Source organism: Paenibacillus sp. J22P277, assembly GCF_059383675.1.
The window spans coordinates 126,283-147,578 of the sequence record NZ_JBXENS010000009.1 but is presented as its reverse complement, the minus strand read 5'-3'; the positions used below and the strand labels follow the sequence as shown (position 1 = coordinate 147,578).

Annotated in this window: 13 protein-coding genes; 6 read left to right on the top strand and 7 right to left on the bottom strand. The window is 58.8% G+C overall.

The window, feature by feature from the left end:
• Nucleotides 1–88: 88 nt before the first annotated feature.
• Nucleotides 89–1,798 carry a M3 family oligoendopeptidase gene (locus AC50YL_RS30140; RefSeq protein ID WP_494836901.1) on the top strand — a complete coding sequence of 570 codons (1,710 nt, stop codon included), beginning with the start codon at nucleotides 89–91 and terminating at the stop codon, nucleotides 1,796–1,798.
• A gap of 455 nt (nucleotides 1,799–2,253) precedes the next feature.
• On the opposite strand, the gene AC50YL_RS30135 is transcribed toward AC50YL_RS30140, so the two are convergent.
• Nucleotides 2,254–2,832: a TetR/AcrR family transcriptional regulator gene (locus tag AC50YL_RS30135; RefSeq protein ID WP_494836900.1), complete on the bottom strand. Its 579-nt coding sequence runs from the start codon at nucleotides 2,830–2,832 to the stop codon at nucleotides 2,254–2,256.
• A gap of 163 nt (nucleotides 2,833–2,995) precedes the next feature.
• Between AC50YL_RS30135 and AC50YL_RS30130 the strand changes: the two genes are divergently transcribed.
• A complete protein-coding gene (locus AC50YL_RS30130; protein WP_494836899.1) occupies nucleotides 2,996–3,892 on the top strand; it encodes a ketopantoate reductase family protein in 897 nt (298 codons plus the stop codon).
• 522 nt (nucleotides 3,893–4,414) lie between these two features.
• Nucleotides 4,415–10,795 carry a S8 family serine peptidase gene (locus tag AC50YL_RS30125; protein ID WP_494836898.1) on the top strand — a complete coding sequence of 2,127 codons (6,381 nt, stop codon included), beginning with the start codon at nucleotides 4,415–4,417 and terminating at the stop codon, nucleotides 10,793–10,795.
• A gap of 87 nt (nucleotides 10,796–10,882) precedes the next feature.
• Here the strand turns inward: AC50YL_RS30125 and uvrA are convergent, their stop codons facing one another.
• Entirely contained in the window at nucleotides 10,883–13,390 is a 2,508-nt protein-coding gene (uvrA, locus tag AC50YL_RS30120; protein ID WP_494836897.1) for an excinuclease ABC subunit UvrA, read from the bottom strand.
• Nucleotides 13,391–13,666: 276 nt separating this feature from the next.
• Here uvrA and AC50YL_RS30115 point away from each other — a divergent pair, with 276 nt between their 5' ends.
• The 3 genes from AC50YL_RS30115 to AC50YL_RS30105 all read left to right on the top strand — a co-directional run bounded on the left by AC50YL_RS30115 (nucleotide 13,667) and on the right by AC50YL_RS30105 (nucleotide 15,539).
• Nucleotides 13,667–14,272, top strand: a complete 606-nt coding sequence (locus AC50YL_RS30115) for a pentapeptide repeat-containing protein (RefSeq protein WP_494836896.1) — start codon at nucleotides 13,667–13,669, stop codon at nucleotides 14,270–14,272.
• Nucleotides 14,273–14,348: 76 nt separating this feature from the next.
• Nucleotides 14,349–14,819, top strand: a complete 471-nt coding sequence (locus AC50YL_RS30110) for a heme-degrading domain-containing protein (RefSeq protein WP_494836895.1) — start codon at nucleotides 14,349–14,351, stop codon at nucleotides 14,817–14,819.
• Nucleotides 14,820–14,849: 30 nt separating this feature from the next.
• Nucleotides 14,850–15,539: an NAD-dependent epimerase/dehydratase family protein gene (locus AC50YL_RS30105; protein WP_494836893.1), complete on the top strand. Its 690-nt coding sequence runs from the start codon at nucleotides 14,850–14,852 to the stop codon at nucleotides 15,537–15,539.
• 73 nt (nucleotides 15,540–15,612) lie between these two features.
• Here AC50YL_RS30105 and AC50YL_RS30100 read toward each other — a convergent pair whose 3' ends face one another.
• The 5 genes from AC50YL_RS30100 to AC50YL_RS30080 form a co-directional block, all read right to left on the bottom strand.
• Nucleotides 15,613–16,902, bottom strand: coding sequence for a methyl-accepting chemotaxis protein (locus tag AC50YL_RS30100; protein ID WP_494836892.1), 1,290 nt, complete (start codon nucleotides 16,900–16,902; stop codon nucleotides 15,613–15,615).
• Between the two features lie 13 nt (nucleotides 16,903–16,915).
• On the bottom strand, nucleotides 16,916–18,949 hold the full coding sequence (kdpB, locus tag AC50YL_RS30095) for a potassium-transporting ATPase subunit KdpB (RefSeq protein WP_494836891.1): 2,034 nt from the start codon (nucleotides 18,947–18,949) through the stop codon (nucleotides 16,916–16,918).
• A 31-nt stretch (nucleotides 18,950–18,980) separates the two neighbouring features.
• Entirely contained in the window at nucleotides 18,981–19,058 is a 78-nt protein-coding gene (locus AC50YL_RS30090) for a potassium-transporting ATPase subunit F (RefSeq protein WP_494837149.1), read from the bottom strand.
• A gap of 389 nt (nucleotides 19,059–19,447) precedes the next feature.
• A complete protein-coding gene (locus AC50YL_RS30085) occupies nucleotides 19,448–20,341 on the bottom strand; it encodes a carbohydrate ABC transporter permease (RefSeq protein ID WP_494836890.1) in 894 nt (297 codons plus the stop codon).
• A gap of 20 nt (nucleotides 20,342–20,361) precedes the next feature.
• Nucleotides 20,362–21,252: an ABC transporter permease gene (locus tag AC50YL_RS30080; protein WP_494836889.1), complete on the bottom strand. Its 891-nt coding sequence runs from the start codon at nucleotides 21,250–21,252 to the stop codon at nucleotides 20,362–20,364.
• Between the last annotated feature and the right edge of the window lie 44 nt (nucleotides 21,253–21,296).

Below are 21,296 nucleotides of genomic sequence, written 5' to 3'. Positions count from 1 at the left end.
ACGCAGGGAAATCATGGGATTATTGCCGGCGGCGGTTTTCAAATGCGATGGAGAGGTTTTCCAAAAAAAGGCGATGGAGCGTGATCGTATGGCTAATCCGGATCTGAAATTCAGCCAGTACCCGTATGAACGGCCCGATGCGAAGGAGCTTGGGCTGCGATTCAAGGCACTTATTCATTCGTTTGGCGAAGCCTCGAACGCGCAAGAACAGAGCGATGCGATGGAAGCCGTCAACCGGCTGCGCATCGAATTCGAGACGCAGGCCCAGCTGGTGGAGATCCGGCACTCCGTCGACACCGCCGACGCGTTCTACAAAGCCGAGCAGGATTACATGGACGAGATCAAGCCGGTCATCCAGGAATACGTTACCGCATACTACCGGGCGCTCGTCCAATCGCGTTTCCGCGAAGAGCTGGAGACGCGATTCGGCGGCCAGCTGTTCCGTTTGGCCGCATCGGCCTTGAACACGTTCAAGCCGGAAATCATCGAGGACCTGCAGAAGGAGAACAAGCTGGTGTCCGCGTACGCGCAGCTGATCGCTTCGGCCAAGATTCCGTTCGAGGGCGAAGAGCGGACGCTGCCGCAGCTGATTCCCTTCGAGCAGTCGACCGACCGGGACATGCGGCGCCGGGCCGCGGAAAGCCGCTATGCGTTCATGGCGGAGCACGAGGAAGAGCTGGACCGCGTCTTCGACGAGCTGGTCAAGGTCAGAACGAGAATCGCACGAACGCTCGGGTTCGATAATTTCGTCGCCCTCGGTTATGCGCGCATGAACCGCACGGATTACAACGAGGAGATGGTGAGCCGTTTCCGGCAGGAAGTGCTGGCGCACATCGTGCCGGCGGCCACCCGCATGAAAGAACGCCAGCGGAACCGCATCGGGGTCGACCGCTTGGAGTATTACGACGAGAATTATAAATTCCGCTCGGGCAACCCGACGCCCAAGGGCGACCCGGATTGGATCGTGGCGAACGGCGCCGGGATGTACCGGGAGATGTCCCCGGAGACCGACGAATTCTTCCGCTTCATGACCGACCGCGGATTGATGGACCTGGTGAGCAAGCCCGGCAAGCAAGGGGGCGGCTACTGCACGTACCTGCCCGCGTACGAAGCGCCGTTCATTTTCTCGAACTTCAACGGCACCGCGGGGGACATCGACGTGCTGACGCATGAGGTCGGCCACGCGTTCCAGGCTTACGAGAGCCGCCATCTGCGCATCCCGGAATATTTCTTCCCCACCGCGGAGGCGTGCGAGATCCATTCCATGAGCATGGAGTTTTTCGCTTGGCCGTGGATGGAACGGTTTTTCAAGGAAGACGCGGACAAATACCGTTTTAATCATCTCTCGAGCGCGCTGCTCGGCGTTCCGTACATAACGGCCGTGGACGAGTTCCAGCATGAAGTGTACGGAAATCCGGACGCGACGCCGGCCGAGCGCAAGCGCATGTGGCGGAACATCGAGCGGACGTATTTGCCGCACCGCCAATACGAGGGCAACGATTTCTTGGAGCGGGGCGGCTTTTGGCAGCGCCAGCTTCATATCTATCACTATCCGTTCTACTATATCGACTACGCGTTGGCGCAGCTGTGCGCGTTCGACTATTGGAATCGGATGAACGAGAATGCCGCAGAGGCGTGGACCAGTTATTTGCGGCTGTGCCGCGCAGGGGGAAGCCGGTCCTTCCTCGAGCTCGTCGAATATGCCGGCCTGCTCTCGCCGTTCGAGCCGGGCGGCGTCGCGTCCACGGTGAAGGGAATCGAGGCTTGGCTGGACGGCGTGGACGATACGAAGCTGTAATAAGGGCGATACCGTAAACCATCCGCCCGGTATACCGATGCTGGTCGGTAAGCATGCAAGATTAATGGAGGCGGCCGCATCATGCGGTCGCCTTTTCCCCATTCGCGGGGAAGGCCCCGCCGCCTGCCTATGTGACAAATGTCAGCCGGTTTTCATGATAACGGCTACTAATCCGCACCTCTGCGATGCGATAAGATGAATCCATAAGAAAAACAAGGGAGTGTTCGAAATGGTCGGAGTAGCAGGAATGATTTGCGGACTGTGCATGATTGCAAGCGGAGAGATCGGCGGGCTGGCAGGCGCAAGAGAACAAGGTTATGAAATCGGCGCCGCTGCATGCACCGTCATTATGGGCATCGCGGTTCTGTTGAATCCCCAGCGTCATGGAAACCGGCGTCAAAGGAATCGGAACCGCAACCGTGTCTGAATGAGAGGCGCGAGCGTTCGAGAGAATATCAACTCCGATATAAACCCAGACCATTCATCACATAGGGACGAACAATCTCTACGAGTAAATCATTTCGATCAGGTTCCCCATCTCGAAACCAACAATATGCAGCTCCATAAATCGCTGAGCCTGTCATCGCCGACAACATCCTTGTACGATGGTGGACTGCCGTTTGGCGGCTAGCTTCTTTCAAAAATAGGCGCTCTATGGTTTGCGCCAACATTTTCTTTATTTTATCATCTACAATCTTAGCAAAATCGCTCTTGGAATCCATTCTGCATATTTGATAAAAATCTACGATATAGCGGTATGTCAGCAAGATCAACTGATCGCATATTTCGCTTGTAAACTCCCTCGCATGCAATACTTCTTCGGGAATCCTATCGTAAAAAGCCTGTTCGATGGTCTCTTCGAGCAAAGCATGCTTATCATCAAAATGCGCATAGTAGGTCGCGCGGTTAATAGTAGCTTTCTGGGCGATGTCTTTAATGGTTATTGCATCGAATCCTTTACTCTGCAACAATTCGCTAAATGATTCCTTTATTAACTGTCGAGTACGTAAAACCCTTGGATCCTGCAGATTCATTTTCTCTTCCCCTTCTTAGACATCGAATATCACAAGGTGTTGTCTATGCAACTTCCCATTACATCTGCTGGTTGAAATCATAAGCGCACTGTTTTATTATCATATACGACACGTGTCGCTTAAGCAATTGTGGTTAGTTTGCGAAAGGAAGGAAACGATTATTATGAACACTAGACAATATAGAATTTTGATATTTGGCGCAGGTGTTATCGGCAGTGTCTATGCCCTGCGTTTTGCACAGTACGGACAGGACGTAACCATGCTGGCTCGCGGAAATAGACTGGATGAACTGAGAAGAAACGGACTGCTGTACAACGATAATGGAACGATAAAGCAAATATCGGTCAAGACAATTGAAAAGCTTGAAAACGACGACATTTATGATTGCATTTTTGTTCCCGTACGTTATGACCATGCAGATTCTGCCCTGACTGCGATCAAGAATAACCTGAGCAAAACCATTGTCACCTTGACAAATACCATTGGGTATGAAAGTTGGCTTAAAATCGTGGGCGAACGGTTGCTTCCAGGATTCCCGGGTGCCGGCGGAGACATCAAAGAGGGTATTCTATTTGCCCGATTCGGATCCGAAAAACATCAAGGAACCATTTTTGGCGAGATTAATGGACTGGTGACCGAAAGGGTCAAAGAACTTGCCCGATTATTTGAAACGGTGGACTTGCATTATGAAATCCAAAAAGAAATGTTGGCTTTCCATATTTCTCATGCTGCTTTGGCTATCGTTAACAAGCATTTCTACACGCATGACGGAATGGTGGGTGTAGAGACAGCAAAAAGCGATGGCATTCTACGTAAGATCGCGGCTGATATTAAACAAAACATTCGTCTGGCAGAACAAGCTGGAATTTCCGTCATCCCGCCTGAAACGAAGGCAATGGGAGAATTGCCGGACAACGATATTATTTCTCGTTACCGACAGATGTTGAGCAATGACTTTATCATTGATGTAAAGCTTGGAAACCATGCCGTAAGTCAAAAAGCAGAAATCATGTTATTGGACGCGGCGTTTCACAACGAGATGTCACCGCAAAGCGATTAAGGCTTATCGTGAACTTAATAAAAAAGAACCCGCAAGAGGGACACCTCGATAAAGTGTCCGCTTGCGGTTTTTTTTGCGTTCAGGCGATTCGCCGCTTAGGGCTTGATAACCTCGCAATGCGAACTATGTGAGGGGCAACCGGAACGGTTTTTACTAGAAAAACGTTAAAAGTTTAAAAATTTAAATTAATTTTAACGCGAGAAATGGCGGAAACCGGTGTCCGTTCTCGTCAAAGAATGGCATATTTTGATAAGATAACCGCCGCTTCCGAAGCATTTACCTCCATTGTACATCCGAATACCTAAGCTAGCCCCCCTAACACCCCTAACTCCCTATTAAGGAAGTCTCTACTCTTCTTTTTCTCTTCGACCCTATAATAGGCCTTGTATCATTTCCGGAATTTTCGATATGGCTTGTTTTTTCGACTGGGAGGAGGCTTTCTTACCATTTATCCATTCAAAACCCAACAAGAAATGCATATTCGATGATTCTATTTCATTTGACAAGGAGCTGACATGCACTGTGATTTGGAAAGCCTGGAAGCAAAAACTATCGGTCTGGGTCGCTGCCCTTCTCGTACTCGCCCTCACTCTTCCGGCGTCGGCGGCCGCGGACGAATCTATACATAACGAAGCTGTACATACGGACTCCGGTTCACTGTTCTCCTCCTCCGCGATTACCAAAATCGATGCCCAAGTGGTCAAAGCGTTCGGCGAGGCCGAATACGTTACCTACTTAATTAAGATGAAGGAGCAGGCGGACGCTGCCGAGGCGTCCCGGCTCGCGCAAGAACAAGCGCTCAAGAAGAAAATCACCCCCGCCGCCGCCAAACTTTCCGTGCGCAATGCCGTGATCGGGTCTTTGCGGGAAACGGCATTCAAGACGCAGGGTTCCATTGAAGCCGTCTTGGATAAAGCCAAGTCCGCCAACGGCGGCGTCAAAGACTATAAGAGCTTCTTTATCGTCAATGCCATGGCCGTCACCTCCACCAAGAAGGTGATGGAACAGCTGGCCGCTCGGCCGGAGGTTGCAAGCATCCTTCCCAATCAGGAATATTTTCTCGATGATGCCCGGCAGGCAGAGGAACCGGCTTCCGGGAACGCCGCGGCAGCCGACGTTTCATCCGATACGGCAGCGCCCGCCGCGGATAACGTGGAGTGGAACATCGACTACGTGCAAGCTCCTAAAGCATGGGAGATGGGCATCGACGGCACCGGGATCGTCGTGGCCAGCATCGATTCGGGCGTGGATTATACGCACCCGGCCTTGAAGCGGAAATGGCGCGCGTACGAGGACGGCATAATCGTCCATCCCGAGCTAAGCTGGTATGATGCCCACAGCGGCGCGCCGCTCCCGCAAGACAACGATGGCCATGGTACGCATACGGTGGGAACCATGGTAGGCTCGGAAGAAGACGGAAGCAACCGGATCGGCGCCGCGCCCGGCGCGAAATGGATAGCCGTCCGGATATTCAATCCTTCGTCGACGGATGCCGTTATACTTGCCGCCGGCCAGTGGCTGCTTGCGCCGACGGACAGCAGTGGCGAGCTGCACCCGGAGATGGCGCCGGACGTCGTGAACAACTCTTGGGGCAACGAGCAAGCCGGCAAGAACGAGTTCTATCGTTCGATCGTGCAGGCCTGGCGTGCCGCGGGCATATTTCCGGCCTTTGCGGCGGGCAATATGACGCCGAGCAATCCAGGCGGACCGGGCTCCGTGACGAGTCCGGGGAATTATCCGGAATCGTTCGCTACGGGCGCAACCGACAGCAATGGCGAGATTGCCTATTTCTCCTTGCGCGGCCCGTCTCCCTACGGCGAGCTGAAGCCGGAGGTTTCCGCGCCTGGCGCAAGCATCCGTTCCTCTTTTCCGGGCGGCCAGTATCTGTATGCGGATGGCACTTCCATGGCTTCCCCGCTGACGGCCGGCGTCGCGGCATTGCTCATGCAGGCCAATCATTCCCTGACGGTCGACCAAATCGAACAAGTGTTGGAGGACACGGCTACGCCTCGAACGGACGGGGACTATCCCGATACCCCGAACCAAGCGTATGGATACGGGATCATTAACGCGTACGCAGCCGTCCGTTCGGTCGTTGGCGATTCCGGCACGGGCGCCGTGTCCGGGAAGGTTCTGACGGGAGGCGAGGATAAACTGGCCCCGGCCATCGGGCATCAGCCCGTATCGGTCGTTTATAAGGGCCGAGACGCGAAGCTGTCTGCCCAAGTCTCCGACAATATCAGCGTCGAGCAAGTAATAGCCTATGTAAGAAGCAAAGATGCGGACGAATACATCGAAGTGCCACTGAACAGGGTGTCCGGCGATTTTAAATCCGGTCAATACGAATCCCCCCTTCCCGTCGAAGAGATGAAGCCGGAAGCGGGCATGGAATATTACATCGCGGCGACCGACTACGGGGACAACCGCGTCGAATCCCCCGTTTATTCCGTGGAGGTCTCGAACGGCATCAAGCCGGGCTATGTGCAGGATTTCGAAGGAGACACCACGGGCTACATGACGGGCGGCCAATATAATACGTGGGGAATAGGCACGCCTCAATTAGGACCGAAAGCCGCTTATTCCGGAAGCAAAGCCGCCGCTTCCAATCTGGAGACGCCTTATCGAGTGGGAACGAATTCCTTTCTGTTGACGCCGCCGATCGATTTGACGGAGAGTCCGGAGGGCGCCATTTTATCATTTAAAAACTGGTATAAAGTCGTCCCGGATTACGATTACGGCATTGTATACGTGACAACCGGTAACGGCAGCTTCGAAATGGCCAAATTCACCGGGGAGAACGGCGAGTGGGGAACGCAATTCATCGACCTGCGGCCGTACGCCGGTCAGCGGATCGATCTCCTGTTTAATCTAGCCGTTGCAGAAAATGGCGGATTGGAAGAGGGCTGGTATATCGACGATTTGTCCGTACAGCCTCCGGACTCCCTTCCGCCTGCCGCGCCTACGGGTCTAACGGGAGTATCCGATGCCGTCGGGAACGTAAGCTTGACGTGGAAAGCCCCGGCCGACGAAGACGTAGCCGGATACGAGGTGTATCGCGCTGCCGGAGACGGACCGCCCGAGAAGATCGGAACGACCGGATCGGCCGCCTTTACGGACTTCGGCGCGATTCATGATACGATCGCCCAGTATCAAGTCGCCGCTTTCGATTACAGCGGGAACACGGGCGAACCTTCGCAGGCGCATACGGTCGAGATCCCCCATTTTATCCCTTTGTTCGAGGATGATTTCGACGGATCGACGGATAACGGCTGGACGCACGGCGGGCAAAACGACGATTGGGCGCGGGGGATCCCGACTTCGGTCGGACCTAAGAGCGTCATGTCGTCCCCGAACGTATGGGGAACCAACCTAGCCGGCAGATACGCGAATCAGGGCGATTATTCCTTGGTCTCGCCCGTTATCGACTTGGGACAGGCCGAGCATCCGGCCGTGCTTTTCCACCAGTTTTACGAGATCGACGATTATGATTTCGGCCGTTTCGAAATTACCGCCGACGGGGGTACGACCTGGACGGAAATCGCCTCCTTCAACGGCTATTGGAATAACGCGGACGAGCATTGGGAAACGTTCAGCTACGAGCTCGCTCCTTATCTGCACCAACAAGTTCAATTCCGTTTCCGCATGGAAAGCGACTTGGGCGTTAGTTTTGCGGGCTGGTATATCGATAATTTCCGCGTGCTGGACGTCGATGCGCCTAAAGCCATCATGCGAGCCGATCAAGCCTATGCCGGTACGCAGCTTTCGCAGCCGGCTCCCGCGCAGCCGTTATTCTCCTTAGCGGCGACGGATACGGTCGAAGAAAACGCGCCCGTACCGGCTGTCATGGCCAAGCCGCAAGGTTTGCCGGCCAACGGAACCGTGACGCTGCTTGAAACCGGTCTTTCCGTCCCCACGAACCGTCAAACGGGCGAATACGCGTTCCATTATCTAGCCGGAAATTATCATTTGCTGGCAGAGGCCTACGGTTATTATCCGCAAACGAAGCCCGTGACGATCGCGAAGGATGCGGACAGCGTGGTGGATTTCAACTTGGAAGCCATACCGCAAGGTCGAATCGCCGGCGTCGTTACCGATGAGCGAACCAAGCAGCCGATCGCGGATGCGGTCGTCATGGCGATGGAGGACGCCCATATCGCGCCCGTCCGCACGGACGAGAACGGAGCCTTCCAGCTGGACGTGCTCGAAGGCGACTACACGCTGTCTGTCTCTTCCGAGGAGTATCAGTTAAAACGCGTGACCGTAAAGGCCTCTCCGGGCGGTACGGCGGAAGTAAACGTGGCGCTCAAACCCTTCGTCGGCTATCCCAATTCGATCGGTTACGACGACGGAACGGGCGAAGACGGATTCGCTTATTACGAGGGCGGAAACGGCTATGCGGTTCGTATGACGCCGGGATCGGACAACGTGCTGCTGACGGGCGCGCTGTTCCGGTTCTGGGACGCGAACTGGCCGGATCCCGGATCGGATCAGTTTCAATATGCGATTTATGACGCGCGCGGACCGGGAGGTTCTCCGGGCAAGCTGTTGGCGGGGCCATTCCCGGGAACGGGCTTAAGGAACGGGGAGTGGACCAGCGTATCGCTGCCTGCGCCGATAATGGTGCACGACGATTTCTATGTCGCGGGCATTCAAGTCGGAGACAATCCGAATCAAATCAGCATGTCCGTGGATCTCGACGAACCGCAGGCAGGCCGCAGTTGGCAAGGGGTCGATGGAACGTGGCGCGTATTCGGGGACGGGAACTGGATGATTCGGGCTCTTGTGAACGATCCGTTGCATCCGCCCGTTATCGATTCCCCCGCCGCAAACTACCATACGAATAAGGATAGCGTCGACGTCCAGGGATTGGCGCCTGCCGACGGGGCCACCGTCAACTTGTATAACGGCGCGGATCTGGCCGCGACCGGCACGACGCGGGACGGCAAGTTCAGCTTAGTCGCCCGGCTGCTTCCCGGACTGAACCGTTTGACCGCCGAGTTCGCGATGAACGGCAAAATAACGGATCGCTCCGAACCTGCGGTTGTCATCCTGGACGTTACGGGCCCGAGTCTGTCGCTGGATGCGCCGGTGGACGATTTTAGAACGAATAAAGAAGCGCTGACCGTCACGGGAACGACCGGCGACGAATACTTCGACGAATTAACCGTAAACGGCGAACCGGCGAAGGTCGAATCCGACGGATCATTCACGCACCGCAGTCTGCTGGATGAAGGCGATAACGTAATCCGCGTCACCGCGAAAGACCTTGCGGGCAATGAAACCACGGTCTCGCGCAACGTGTATTTGGATATGGACGCGCCGGATATTGCCAGCCTCGCGCCGGCGAAGGATTTGAATTTGAAGCCTGGCGACACGCTGCGCGTTTCTTTCGACAGCGATCCCGGTCTGAACGCTTCGTTCTGGATCAAGTATCCAATGGCACTGAACAGCGCGAAAGCAAGCGAGATCGCGATGAAGGAAAGCGCATCGACTCCGGGGCACTATGAAGGAAGCTATTTGGTACCGGCTTCTTCGCCTGTTAATGGCGGCCTTATTGTAGTCCGCGCTTGGGACGAGAGCGGCAATGAATCGCAGGCAGTCGCGGAAGGCAAATTGTTTGTCGGCAATGATAGCAGCGGAGGAGGAGATGGCGGAGGAACCGGCGGCGTTGTCATCGTTCCGTCTGCGCCAAGCACGGATTACGCGTTGGAGGCCGTCATCGGCCAAGGACAAACGAAGCAAGTCGTGACGCCAATGATGACAACGGACGGAAACCGCGTGACGGCCGTCATCGCCGATGCCGACTTGCAGCAAGCCTTGAGCAAAGCTCCGGCAGCCGTAATCGTTCCGATCGCGGTCGCGGCTTCGCAGCAATCGCAGCTCCGCTTGTCCGCAAGCCAAGTCGCGCTGCTGCTCAAGTCCAACGCGGCGAACTCCGTCGTGTTCACCAACGGAGCCTCCGCTCTGGCGCTGCCCGCAGCGGCGCTCGCCAAGGCGCCGGCCAACGCGGACCTGCTGATTACGATGGCAAACGCAGCCGCGCAAAGCGCCGCGTTTTCAAGCGCGGTGCCCGGGATTACGGTTATCGGAACGCCGGTTGCGTTCGAAGTGAGCAGCATAACGGGCTCGGATGTACGGCCGTTGCCGCTTTCAGGCAGGGATTCGGTGAAGCAGTCCTTCGTCCTTCCGAAGGATGCGTATCCGAAGGCAGCCGGCGCGCTCTACCTTGCGAATCAGCTGGTCAACCCTGCGCCCGCAGTCTTTACGAGCAACGCGGACGGCACCACCACGGTTACGATCGTCCGACCCGGTTACGGTACCTACGCGGTAGCGGCCAGAGCCGCCGCGTTCCAGGACATGGAGGGCCGATCGGCGAAGGATCGGATCTTCGCGCTGGCGGACAGGCTCCTGATCGAAGGAACTTCGACTACGGCGTTCTCGCCGACCGTTCAGGTGACGCGCGCGCAATTCGCGGCGATGCTCACTCGCGCGCTTGGTTTGCCGAACAACGCCGAGAAGCCGTTCCGTGACGTAACGTCCGATAAATGGTATGCGGACGAAGTCGGGGCCGCGTATCAGGCTGGTCTGATCAATGGACTGGGGAACGGAACATTCAATCCGGACGGCATGATTACGCATCAAGATTTGGCAATGATGCTGGAGAGAGCCGCAGCCCTGCTCCGACTGAAATTAGCTGCCGTATCCAGTCACGTCACCTACGCGGACGGCAAGGACATTGCCGACTATGCGAAGAATAGCGTGCAAGCCGTTGCGGACAGCGGCATGATGACCGGATCGGAGAAAGGCAGCAAGCGCTTCTTCCTGCCCAAAACGCATACGACGCGGGAAGAAGCGGCGGTCGCGATTTACGGCTTGCTTCGGCTTGCCGGGCTATTTCCATAAATCATCCCCGATATAGCGCAAAGGGCCGCTTCGCCTCCGATCAATCGGATGCGGAGCGGCTTTTCTCGTCCGCAAACTCCGCCTTGGTCAGCCCAGCGCTTCGCGCAGGTATCGCCCGGTATGCGACCCGCGCGCCTGCGCCACCTGCTCCGGCGTGCCTTCGGCGACGACCGTGCCGCCGTGCTCCCCGCCCTCGGGACCGATATCGACGATCCAATCGGATTCGCGGATCAGCTCCAGGTTATGCTCCACGACGAGGACGGAATTGCCGGCGTCGACGAGCTTGTCGAGCAGCAGCGTCAGCCGGCGCACGTCCGCGGGATGCAGGCCGGTCGTCGGTTCGTCGAGCAGGTAGAGCGTGTGCTTCTTCGTGCGTTTGGCGAGTTCCTTGGCCAGCCGCAGCCGCTGGCCTTCGCCGCCGGACAAGGTCCGCACCGATTGTCCCCAGTGCAGGTAGCCGAGGCCGACCTCGCAGAGCAGGGCGATCGTATCGGCCATCTTGTCGTTGTTCGCGAATACGGCGAGGCTCTCTTGGACCGTCATGTCGAGCAAGTCCGAGATGGAGTGGCCCTCGTACGTCACCCGAAGCACCTCGTCTTGGAAACGGCGTCCTTTGCAAGCGGGGCAGCGCACCTCGATATCCGGCAGGAAGTGCATGTCCACCGTAAGCACGCCGAGCCCTTGGCAATGCTCGCAGCGGCCGCCGGCCGTGTTGAAGGAGAAATGCTTCGACGTGAGCTTCAGCTGCTTCGCCGCCGGCAATCCCGCGTAGAGATTGCGCATCGCCGTGAACATATCCGTATACGTGGCCACGTTCGAGCGCTGCATCCGTCCGATCGGCGACTGGTCGACGGTAATCCAATTGCCGACGTTCTCCAGGCCTTCGATGGCCGCGCAGCCTTCCGGAAGCAGGTTCCCGTTCGCGCCTTCGGCCAGCAGATCGAAGAGCAGCGTGGACTTCCCGGAGCCGGACACGCCCGTGACCGAGACGAGGCAGCCGAGCGGAAAGGATACCGTCGCGTTCTTGAGGTTCCTCGCGGTGGCGCCGCGGACGGTCAGCGCGCTGCCGTTGCCGGGCCGGCGACTCGCCCGCGCCTTATATGCCGCCTCGTCCCGCAGATAGCCGCCGGTAACGGATTCCGGCGCCTGCATCAGATCCTCGAGCGTGCCTTCGCCGACCACGCGGCCGCCCATGCCGCCCGCCCCAGGGCCCATGTCGATGACGTGGTCGGCGGCGCGCATCATCTCCACGTCATGCTCGATGACGAGCACCGTGTTGCCAAGGTCGCGCAGCTGCTTGAGCACGAGGATCAGGCCGGCCGTATCCCGCGCATGGAGGCCGGCGGTCGGCTCGTCGAGGATGTACAGCACGCCGGTCAGTCCCGAGCCGAGCAGCGATGCCAGCCGCAATCGCTGCGCTTCGCCGCCGGACAGCGTGACCGACTGCCGGTTCAGCGACAGGTATCCCAGACCGACATGAAGAATCCGCTTCACGCGGGACGGAATCTCGTCCGCGATGAAGGCGGACAGCATCTCCAGAATCTCGGAAGGCAGCTCGCGAATCACGCGTTCCGACCAGGCGAGCACCTCTTCCAGCGGCAAGTCCGAGAGCTCGTGAATGGCCATGCCTCCGACCTTGACGGAGCGGCTGACGGGGTTCAGCTTGGCGCCATGGCAGTCCGGGCAATCCTGCTGGTGGAAGAACTCCGCCGCGTTCATGCCGCCGTCGGCCTCGGCGCCCTTCTCCATGTATCGGCGCCAGATGCCGGTGACGATGCCTTCGAACTTGCCGAGCGTCACCGTCTTCGGCGGCTTCGCGCCGGGGAAGTGGCGCGCGAATTGCTCGCTCTCGACGCCATAGTAGAGCAGATCGCGCTGCATGTCGGAATAATCTTTCAGCGGCAGATCGAGATCGAACGCGAAGCCGTAATGCTTCCCGCAGGCCTGCAAAATATTCGCGTAATACTCGACCATCATGTCGTACAGATGGGGAACGCCGCCGCCGCGCAGGCTGTTCTCCTCATGGAAGACGGCGTCCATCCGCAGCGTCGCCACCGAACCGAGACCGGAGCAGGCCGCGCATGCCCCCTGCGGCGTGTTGAACGAGAAATGCGACATCGTCAGCTTCTCCAGCCTCGCGTCGCAGTGCGGGCAGTTCACCCACGCTTGGGGTTCTTCTTCGTTTGCGATGCTGAAGCCCGCCGCTTCCGCCGGAGGCGGCGGCACGAGACCGCCGCAGGCCGGACACGGGCGCTCGCCCGCCCGGGCGAACACCGTGCGCAGGTACGCGTAGACGTCCGTCACCGTGCCGACCGTGGAACGCGGGTTGCGGTTGGTCACATGCTGCCCGACGCTGATGGACGGCGAGAGTCCGATGATGGCGTCGACTTTCGGCTTATTGATGGCGTCCGACACCATGCCCATCGATTCCATGTACTGCCGCTGGCATTCCCGCTGCAGCGTGTCCATGGCGAGCGTCGATTTGCCGGAGCCCGATGGCCCCGTCAGCACGACCAGCTTGCATTTCGGTATGTTAAGCGAAACGTTCTTGAGGTTGTTCTCGGCTGCCCCTCGAATTTGAATCCAATCCTTCATCGGCACATCTCCTTCTCGAGCGTGATCATCCTTATTATAGGACATTGATGCAAGTCCAAAGGTTACCGGATAGAAGGTACCGATATTACGAGCATTCCTTGAATAAACCTTCTCATGGCACTTAAAGCTTGAGCAATAACCCCTCCGCCTGCGGGGAACGCGATTCCCGAGACGGGACGATAGGCGAGCCGCCGGGAGTATGCTACGATAAACGGGATATGCACATACGAAAACGCAGGAAACGGGAAAAGCTTCCGCGCGGTGAGGAGGAATCCGGTGTTTCAATACATCGATCAGCATTACGAAGCCGTCAGCTTCAGCGGCCGCGATCTGCGGGACGGCGAGCTTATCCGCTGCACGTTCGAGCGCTGCGGCTTCGTCGGCGCTTCCATGGAGGAGCTCGCCACGAGCGGCTGCCGGTTCGTGGAATGCGACTTTCATGGGGCGCTCCTGAATGCGTCGACGCATGCCGAATCGGCGTTTCTGAACTGCAATTTCGTCGAAGCCAATCTGTTCGTCTCCGCGTTTACCGGCTGCAAAATGATGGGCTCGGACTTCTCCAAGGCGCAGCTGGACGGCTTCACCGCCGCCGGAGGCGACTGGTCCTACACGAACCTGAAGCATGCGCGGCTGTCGAAGCAGGATCTGAGGGGCATCTGCTTCAAGGAGGCCGATCTGTCGAACGCGAACCTCGAGAAGGCGGACCTCCGGGGCTGCGACCTGACGCGGGTCAACCTGTCCCAGACGAAGCTGAAGGGAGCGGATCTCCGCGGCGCCGGGATGGACGGGGTCAATTGGCCGTCCGTCGACGTGAAGGGCGTGCGGATGGATGCCGAGCAGGCCGTGTTGTTCTTGCGCTCGCACGGCGCGAAGGTGGACTAAGGCGCGATTTTATTTGGCGGCCGTTTTGTCGTACTATAGAGAGGATTAACCTACGAAAGCGAGGGACCACCCTACCATGAGCGATTTCCTGAAAGCGCTGCTGTCGCAAGAAGAAGAATTGCAATTCGAGTCGTTCACGAACGAGGATGCCTTGGAGCTCGGCCGCATCATCGTCGAGCATGCCAGGGCCGTGATCGGCAGAGGCATCGCGGTACATATCGAGAACGGCGAATACCCGCTGTTCACGCACTACATGACGGGCACGTCCAAGGATAACGTCTACTGGGTCAACGCGAAGAAGAACGTCGTGCACCATTACGGGCACAGCTCGCTCTACGTCGGCGAGAAGTACAAGGCGGAAGGAACGACGTTCAAGGACGCCTCCGGCCTCTCGCTCGAGGACTACCAAGGCGAGGGCGGCTCGTTCCCGATCCTCGTGCGCGGCAAGGGGAAGGTCGGCACGGTGACCGTATCGGGCCTGGCCGGCGAAGAGGATCACCAAGTGGCGGTGGACGGCATTCGCAAGTTCCTGGACGCGAAAGAATAAGCGGCACGGGGGAGAGGGGACGGACGAACGATGGCGCGACAAGGAGCAAGGAAGCCGATCCGCGCGATCTTGACGGGCGCGACCGGCATGGTCGGCGAAGGCGTGCTGCATGAATGCCTCCTGCATCCCGACGTGGAGCGGGTGCTGGTCATCGGCCGCAAGCCGTGCGGCGTAACGCATGCCAAGCTGCGGGAGATCGTGCTTCCGGATCTCTACGATTGGTCGCCGATCGCCGCGGAGCTGGCCGGCTACAACGCCTGCTATTTCTGCCTGGGCGTCTCGTCGGTCGGCATGAACGAAGCGGATTATACCCGCGTTACGCATGACCTGACGCTGCGCGCCGGGGACCTGCTCGCGCGCGCGAACCCGGACATGGTGTTCTGCTACGTCACGGGTTCGGGCACGGACAGCACCGAGAAGGGCAGAAGCATGTGGGCGCGGGTGAAAGGAAAGACCGAGAACGGGCTGCTTCGCCTGCCCTTCAAGCGCGCGTACATGTTCCGTCCCGGCTACATCCATCCGACGCGCGGGCTGAAGAACGCGCACAAGTATTACCGCGCGCTGACGTGGCTGTATCCGCTCGCGCGCGCGCTGCTGCCGGGCGCCGTCGTCTCGCTGCGGGAGCTCGGGCTTGCCATGATCCACGCCGCGAGGGCGGAGTTCGAACCGGCGATTCTGGGCAGCAAAGAGATCAGATCGCTGGCCCGGCAGGGAGTTTAATCTGCCGAGAGGCAGCGCGAAAGCCCGGTTATGCTCCTCAGGAGCGTAACCGGGCTTTTCGCTTTGGCCGTGGCTAGATTTTGAATCGTTGCACCAGCTCGTTCATCTCGCGGGACATGCTCTGCAAGGTTTCGGCGGCTTGGAACAGCCCTTCCATCGCGGCTGCCTGCTCGGAGGAGAAGTTCGCGGCTTCGACCGAGCTTGCCCAAGCCAGCTTCGCGATGAATTCCAGCTCCGCGGTCATGGCCGCGATCCGTTCCGATTGCGCGGTGGCGTCCTCCGTAATGATCCGGACCTGCCGGCCGCGTTGGCTGACGTCGTAGACGGCATGGACGATTTGCCGGAACGACCGGCTGGCTTCCGCCATCAGATTCATGCCGGTCTGGACCTCTTCGCTGCTGTCCCGCATCGTCTCGATCGCCAAGCGGACTTCCGTCCGAACGGAATCGATCAGCGCGGCGATCCGGTCGGAGGCCTGCTTGGCTTCGGCCGCCAGCTTTTTCACTTCGCTCGCCACGACCGAGAACCCAAGGCCGTGCTCGCCGGCGCGGGCCGCTTCGATGGACGCGTTCAGCGCGAGCAGATTCGTCGTCTCGGCGATCGCGCGAATGGTGCTGACGAATCCGCCGATTTCCCGCGAGCGCTCGCCCAGCTTGCGCACGATATCGGCGGAGTGCCCGAAGGCCAGTTGAATGGTCCGCATCTGTTCGACGTTGCGGGCGATGACGGCATCGCCCGCCTCGGCTTCCTTCACGGCATTCGAAGCGGAGCCGTTCACGTCCTCGGCGTATTCGGCGATGCGCTGCAGCCCGTGATCGATGTCCCGGAAGGACGAGGCTGCTTCGGCCGCGCGGTCGACCTGTTTCTCCGAGCCGATGGAGATGGAACGCGTCGCCTCGCCGATCTGCTTGGCCGCGCGGACCGTCGTCTCGGCGGTCTCGTTCAACCGGTCGACGCCTGCGATCAGCTCGGCGGACGAGTCGGTCACCCTGCGAATCAGGCCGCGGAGGTTCCGGCCCATATGATTGACCGCTTTGGCGGCCTCCCCCCATTCATCGCGCTGCTTCAGCCGCAGCTCGCTGCCCTGCAAATCGCCCATTGCCATGACTTCCACCCTTTCCACGATGCGGGAGGCCGGTCTCGCGATGATGCGCGAGGTCAGCAGCCCGATGCCGATAATAAGCGCGAAGCACCCGACGGTGATCCCGAGCAGCCGCAGCAGCTCGGACTCGAATGCCGCGTCGCCCGGCGGCCGGTCATGGAGCTTCTCCGCGAAGCCGTACCACAATTGCCCGTTCAACCCAAGCAGCAGGCCGGCCGACGTGAAGGCGATCATCAGCTTCGATTGGATGGTATATCTCATCGGCAAGCCTCCCTTAATAGAACAACCGTAACGCCATATCCACGGCTTTGATGCCGAGGAACGGGATGAAGATGCCGCCGACGCCGTAGATCAGCAGGTTCCGCTGCAGCAGCTTGTCCGCGCTCATCGGCGCGAAACGGACGCCGCGAATCGCGACCGGGATGAGCGCCGGAATGATCAAGGCGTTGAAGATCAAGGCGGACAGCACCGCCGACTCCGGCGAATGAAGCCGCATGACGTTCAGCGCGTCCATCTGCGGCATGAAGCCCGCCAGCGCCGCGGGCAGTATGGCGAAATACTTGGAGAAATCGTTGGCGAGGCTGAAGGTCGTCAAGGCGCCGCGCGTCACGAGCAGCTGCTTGCCGGTGAAGATGACCTGGATGAGCTTGGCGGGATCGGAGTCCAGATTGATCATGTTGGCCGCTTCCTTGGCCGCGATCGTGCCGCTGTTCATCGCGATACCGACATCGGCCTGGGCGAGCGCCGGCGCATCGTTGGTGCCGTCTCCCGTCATGGCGACCATCTTGCCCTGCGCCTGCTCCGCGAGCACCACGCGTATCTTCTCTTCCGGCTTGCACTCGGCGATGCATTCGTCGACGCCGACCTCCCGGGCGATCGTCTCGGCGGTTAAGCGGTTGTCCCCCGTGCACATGATCGTCTTGATGCCCATCAGCCGCAATTCGTTCATCTTTTCTTTGAGTCCCGGCTTGATCGTATCCTTCAAGTAAATGAATCCGAGCAAGCGGTTGTCGCGGCATACGGCGAGCGGCGTGCCGCCTTCCTTCGCGATGTCCTCGCCGATCGCGTCGGCGAGCGCCGGATACTCTCCGCCCGATCCCGATACATGCGCCTTGATCTCCTGCGCGGCGCCTTTGTAATAGGACGCGTCCTCCAGCACGAGTCCGCTCATGCGATTCTCCGCGGAGAAGGGGACGACGGCACCTCCGGCGTAATCCGCCTCGTTCCATTCGAAAGGGATGCTCCTGGCGTATTCCAGCACCGATTGGCCCTCCGGGGTCTCGTCGTGAAGCGACGCGGCGACGGCTGCCGCAACCAGCTCGCGCTCGCCCGCGCCCGCCACGGGAATGAAGCGGTACGCCCTGCGGTTGCCGTAAGTAATGGTGCCGGTCTTGTCCAGGATGACGGTGCCGATATCCCCGGCCGTCTCTACCGCTTTGCCCGACATGGCCAGGACGTTGAAGCGTAATACCCGGCTCATCCCGGCAATGCCGATCGCCGACAACAAGCCGCCGATGGTGGTCGGAATGAGACAGACGAGCAGCGCGATCAGCGTGGGGGTCTCGATCGTCACGCCGACGTAACCGGCGATGGGGGCGAGGGTGACGACGACGATCAGGAAGATGATCGTGAATACGACGAGCAGGCTGTTCAGCGCCACCTCGTTCGGGGACTTCTGCCGCTTGGCGCCCTCGACGAGCTGGATCATCCGGTCGAGGAAGCTTTCGCCGGGGTCGGCGGTGATCCGCACCGTGATCCGGTCGCTCACGACCAAGGTGCCGCCGGTCACCGAGCTGAAATCGCCGTGCGCCCGCTTAAGCACCGGGGTCGATTCGCCCGTGACGGCCGATTCGTCGATGACCGCGGCGCCTGCCACGATTTCCCCGTCCCCCGGGACGAGATCGCCCTTCTCGATCAGGATCAGGTCCTTGCGGCGAAGCTCCGAGGACGGCACGAGCTGCACGGAGCCGTCCTTCCGAAGCCGCTTCGCTTGCGTGCCCGTTTGCGATTTCCTCAGGAAATCGGCCTGCGCCTGGCCCCTGCCCTCGGCCAAGGCTTCCGCGAAATTGGCGAACAGGATGGTGAACAGCAGAATGAGGAAGACCGACGCCGTGTAGCCCTGCCCGCCGGACGCGTGAAAGGCACCGGGAAACGCGAGGATAAGCAGCGTCAGCACGGCCGCGCCTTCGACGACGAACAACACCGGATTGCCCAACATCCGCACCGGATTCAGCTTCCGTACGCTGTCCAGCAGCGCATGGCGCAACAGCTTGCCGGTCATTCGGTTGCGATAATCATTGAATTCCATGCAAGCACCTCCCAGCAGCCGGACCGGCCATTTAAAATTTCTCGCTATTCAGCAGCGCATAGACGAGATAGATGAGATAGGCCGCCGCGAATACGCCAATGATGACCATGCAATTCCCCCCTTGGTTCTTGGCAACGACAAAGAAGCCCGGAAATGGAGAAACGCATCTCCCGTGCTTCTTCCACAGTCATGAACAACGTCTGTGAAACGCGTAATCGCGGGTTTTCTCCCGATGCAGGCGGTTCGTTTCCGCTTGCTGAGCTAAATCATACGGCAGCCCACAGGAGGAAGTAAAACCCATTGGCGACGGTTATCCCCGATGAAATCGATGAAAACCGGACTTGAAAACGCGCCCATCCTCGTGTATCCTTCATTTTCCAGCACAATCCTGCGGGTTGCGCCGTTTCTCGCCCGCGCGCGTGCCCAATACGAAACAAGCCGACCCCGGAATTCCGGAATCGGCTTGTCGGTTTGGGCATGAACGCTTGAGGGAACGGTCTATTCTTTCACCGAACCGAGCGTGATGCCGTGGATGAAGAAACGTTGGATGAACGGGTAGATAAGGAGGATCGGAATCATCGAGATGATGATTTTCGCGGCGTTGAACGTCCGGTTCGATACCGCCATCGCCTCCGCCAGCTGATCCGGCGACATGCCGGTCATCGCTTGCGCGCTGAGCTGGGCGACGAGCGTCTGGATGTACGTTTGCAGCGGATAATGGTCCTGCGTGTTCATCAGGATCAGGCCGTCGAAGAACGAGTTCCAGTGGAACACGATGCTGAACAGCGTGACCGTGGCGATCGCCGGCAGCGACAGCGGCACGAACAGGCGCACCATGATGTACCAGGGACCGGCGCCGTCGATCTCGGCGGCTTCCGACAGCTCCTTGGGCAAACCGCGGAAGAAGTTCATCAGGAGGATGATGTTGAACACCTGCACGGCGTGCGGGAGGACGAGCGCCCACATCGAATCTAGCAGGCCGTACGACTTGATCGTCATGAACCACGGCACGATGCCGCCGCTGAACAGCATGGTGAACACGAGAAACCACATGTATACGTTGCGCATCCCGAACTGCTTGCTGTCCTTCGACAGCGCGTAGGCCATCATGACCGTGAGCACGAAGTTCAGCAGGCCGCCGAACACGACCCGTTTGATCGAAATGTAGAACGCATGGAAAAATTGGCTGTCGTCGAGCACTTTGGTGTAGCTGGCCGTCGTGGAGTTGATCGGCCAGAGCAATACCCGTCCGGCATCGGCCGCTGCCTTATCGCTGAACGAAACGGCTAACGTATGCAGAATCGGGACGAGGCAGGCGAGCGAGAAGACGATCAGCGCGATCAGGATCGTCGTATCCAGCACCCGGTTCGATAGATTGGCCCTTCCCACCATTGGTAATCACCCCATTCGAGTTAAAAAATGCGATAGTTCGCGAAGCGGCTCGCCAGCACGTAGGACACGATGACGAGGACAAAGCTGATCACCGACTTGAACAGGCCGACCGCGGTCGCCAAGCTGTACTGCAGGTCGTTCAAGCCGACGCGGTAGACGTACGTATCGATGATGTCGGCGGACTGGTACACGAGCGGATTGTACATGTTGAAGATTTGGTCGAAATTCGCGTTCATCACGTTGCCGAGCGCCAAGGTGCCGAGCAGGACGACCGTCGTCCGCACGCCCGGAAGCGTCACGTGCCACAGCTGGCGGAAGCGGCTCGCGCCGTCGATGTCCGCCGCCTCGTAGAGCACGGGGTTGATGCCGGTGAGCGCGGCCAGGTAGACGATCGCGTTGAAGCCGAATTCCTTCCAGACGTCCGTGCCGACGATGATCGCCGGGAACCACTTGTTGCTGGCGTAGAAGAGCACGGGATCGATGCCGAACACGCCGAACAGCTTGTTGACGATGCCGTCGAGCGAGAAGACGTCGAAGAATATAGTCGCAAGCAGCACCCAGGAGAGAAAGTGCGGCAGATAGACGATGGTTTGGATCCATTTCCGCAGGAACCGTACCCGGATTTCATTCAGGAGCAGGGCGAACAACAGCGGAACGATCAGGTTGGCGATGATTTTCAAGACCGCGAGAAAGATGGTGTTGAAGAAGATCTGGCGGCTGTCGGGCAGTTGGAACAGGTACGTGAAATTCTCGAGACCGATCCATTCCGAGCCCGAGATGCCGCGTCCCGGCTTGAAGTTCTGGAAGGCCATGATGGCGTAGAACATCGGTACGATGCTGAACAAGGCCAGAAAGGCGATGCCCGGCAGAACCATTACGTTGTAGTGAAGGTCGTTCTTTTTCCTGCGCATCGGTTCTCACCGCTTTTTCTTGAATTTTTGTAAAGAAAGGCTCC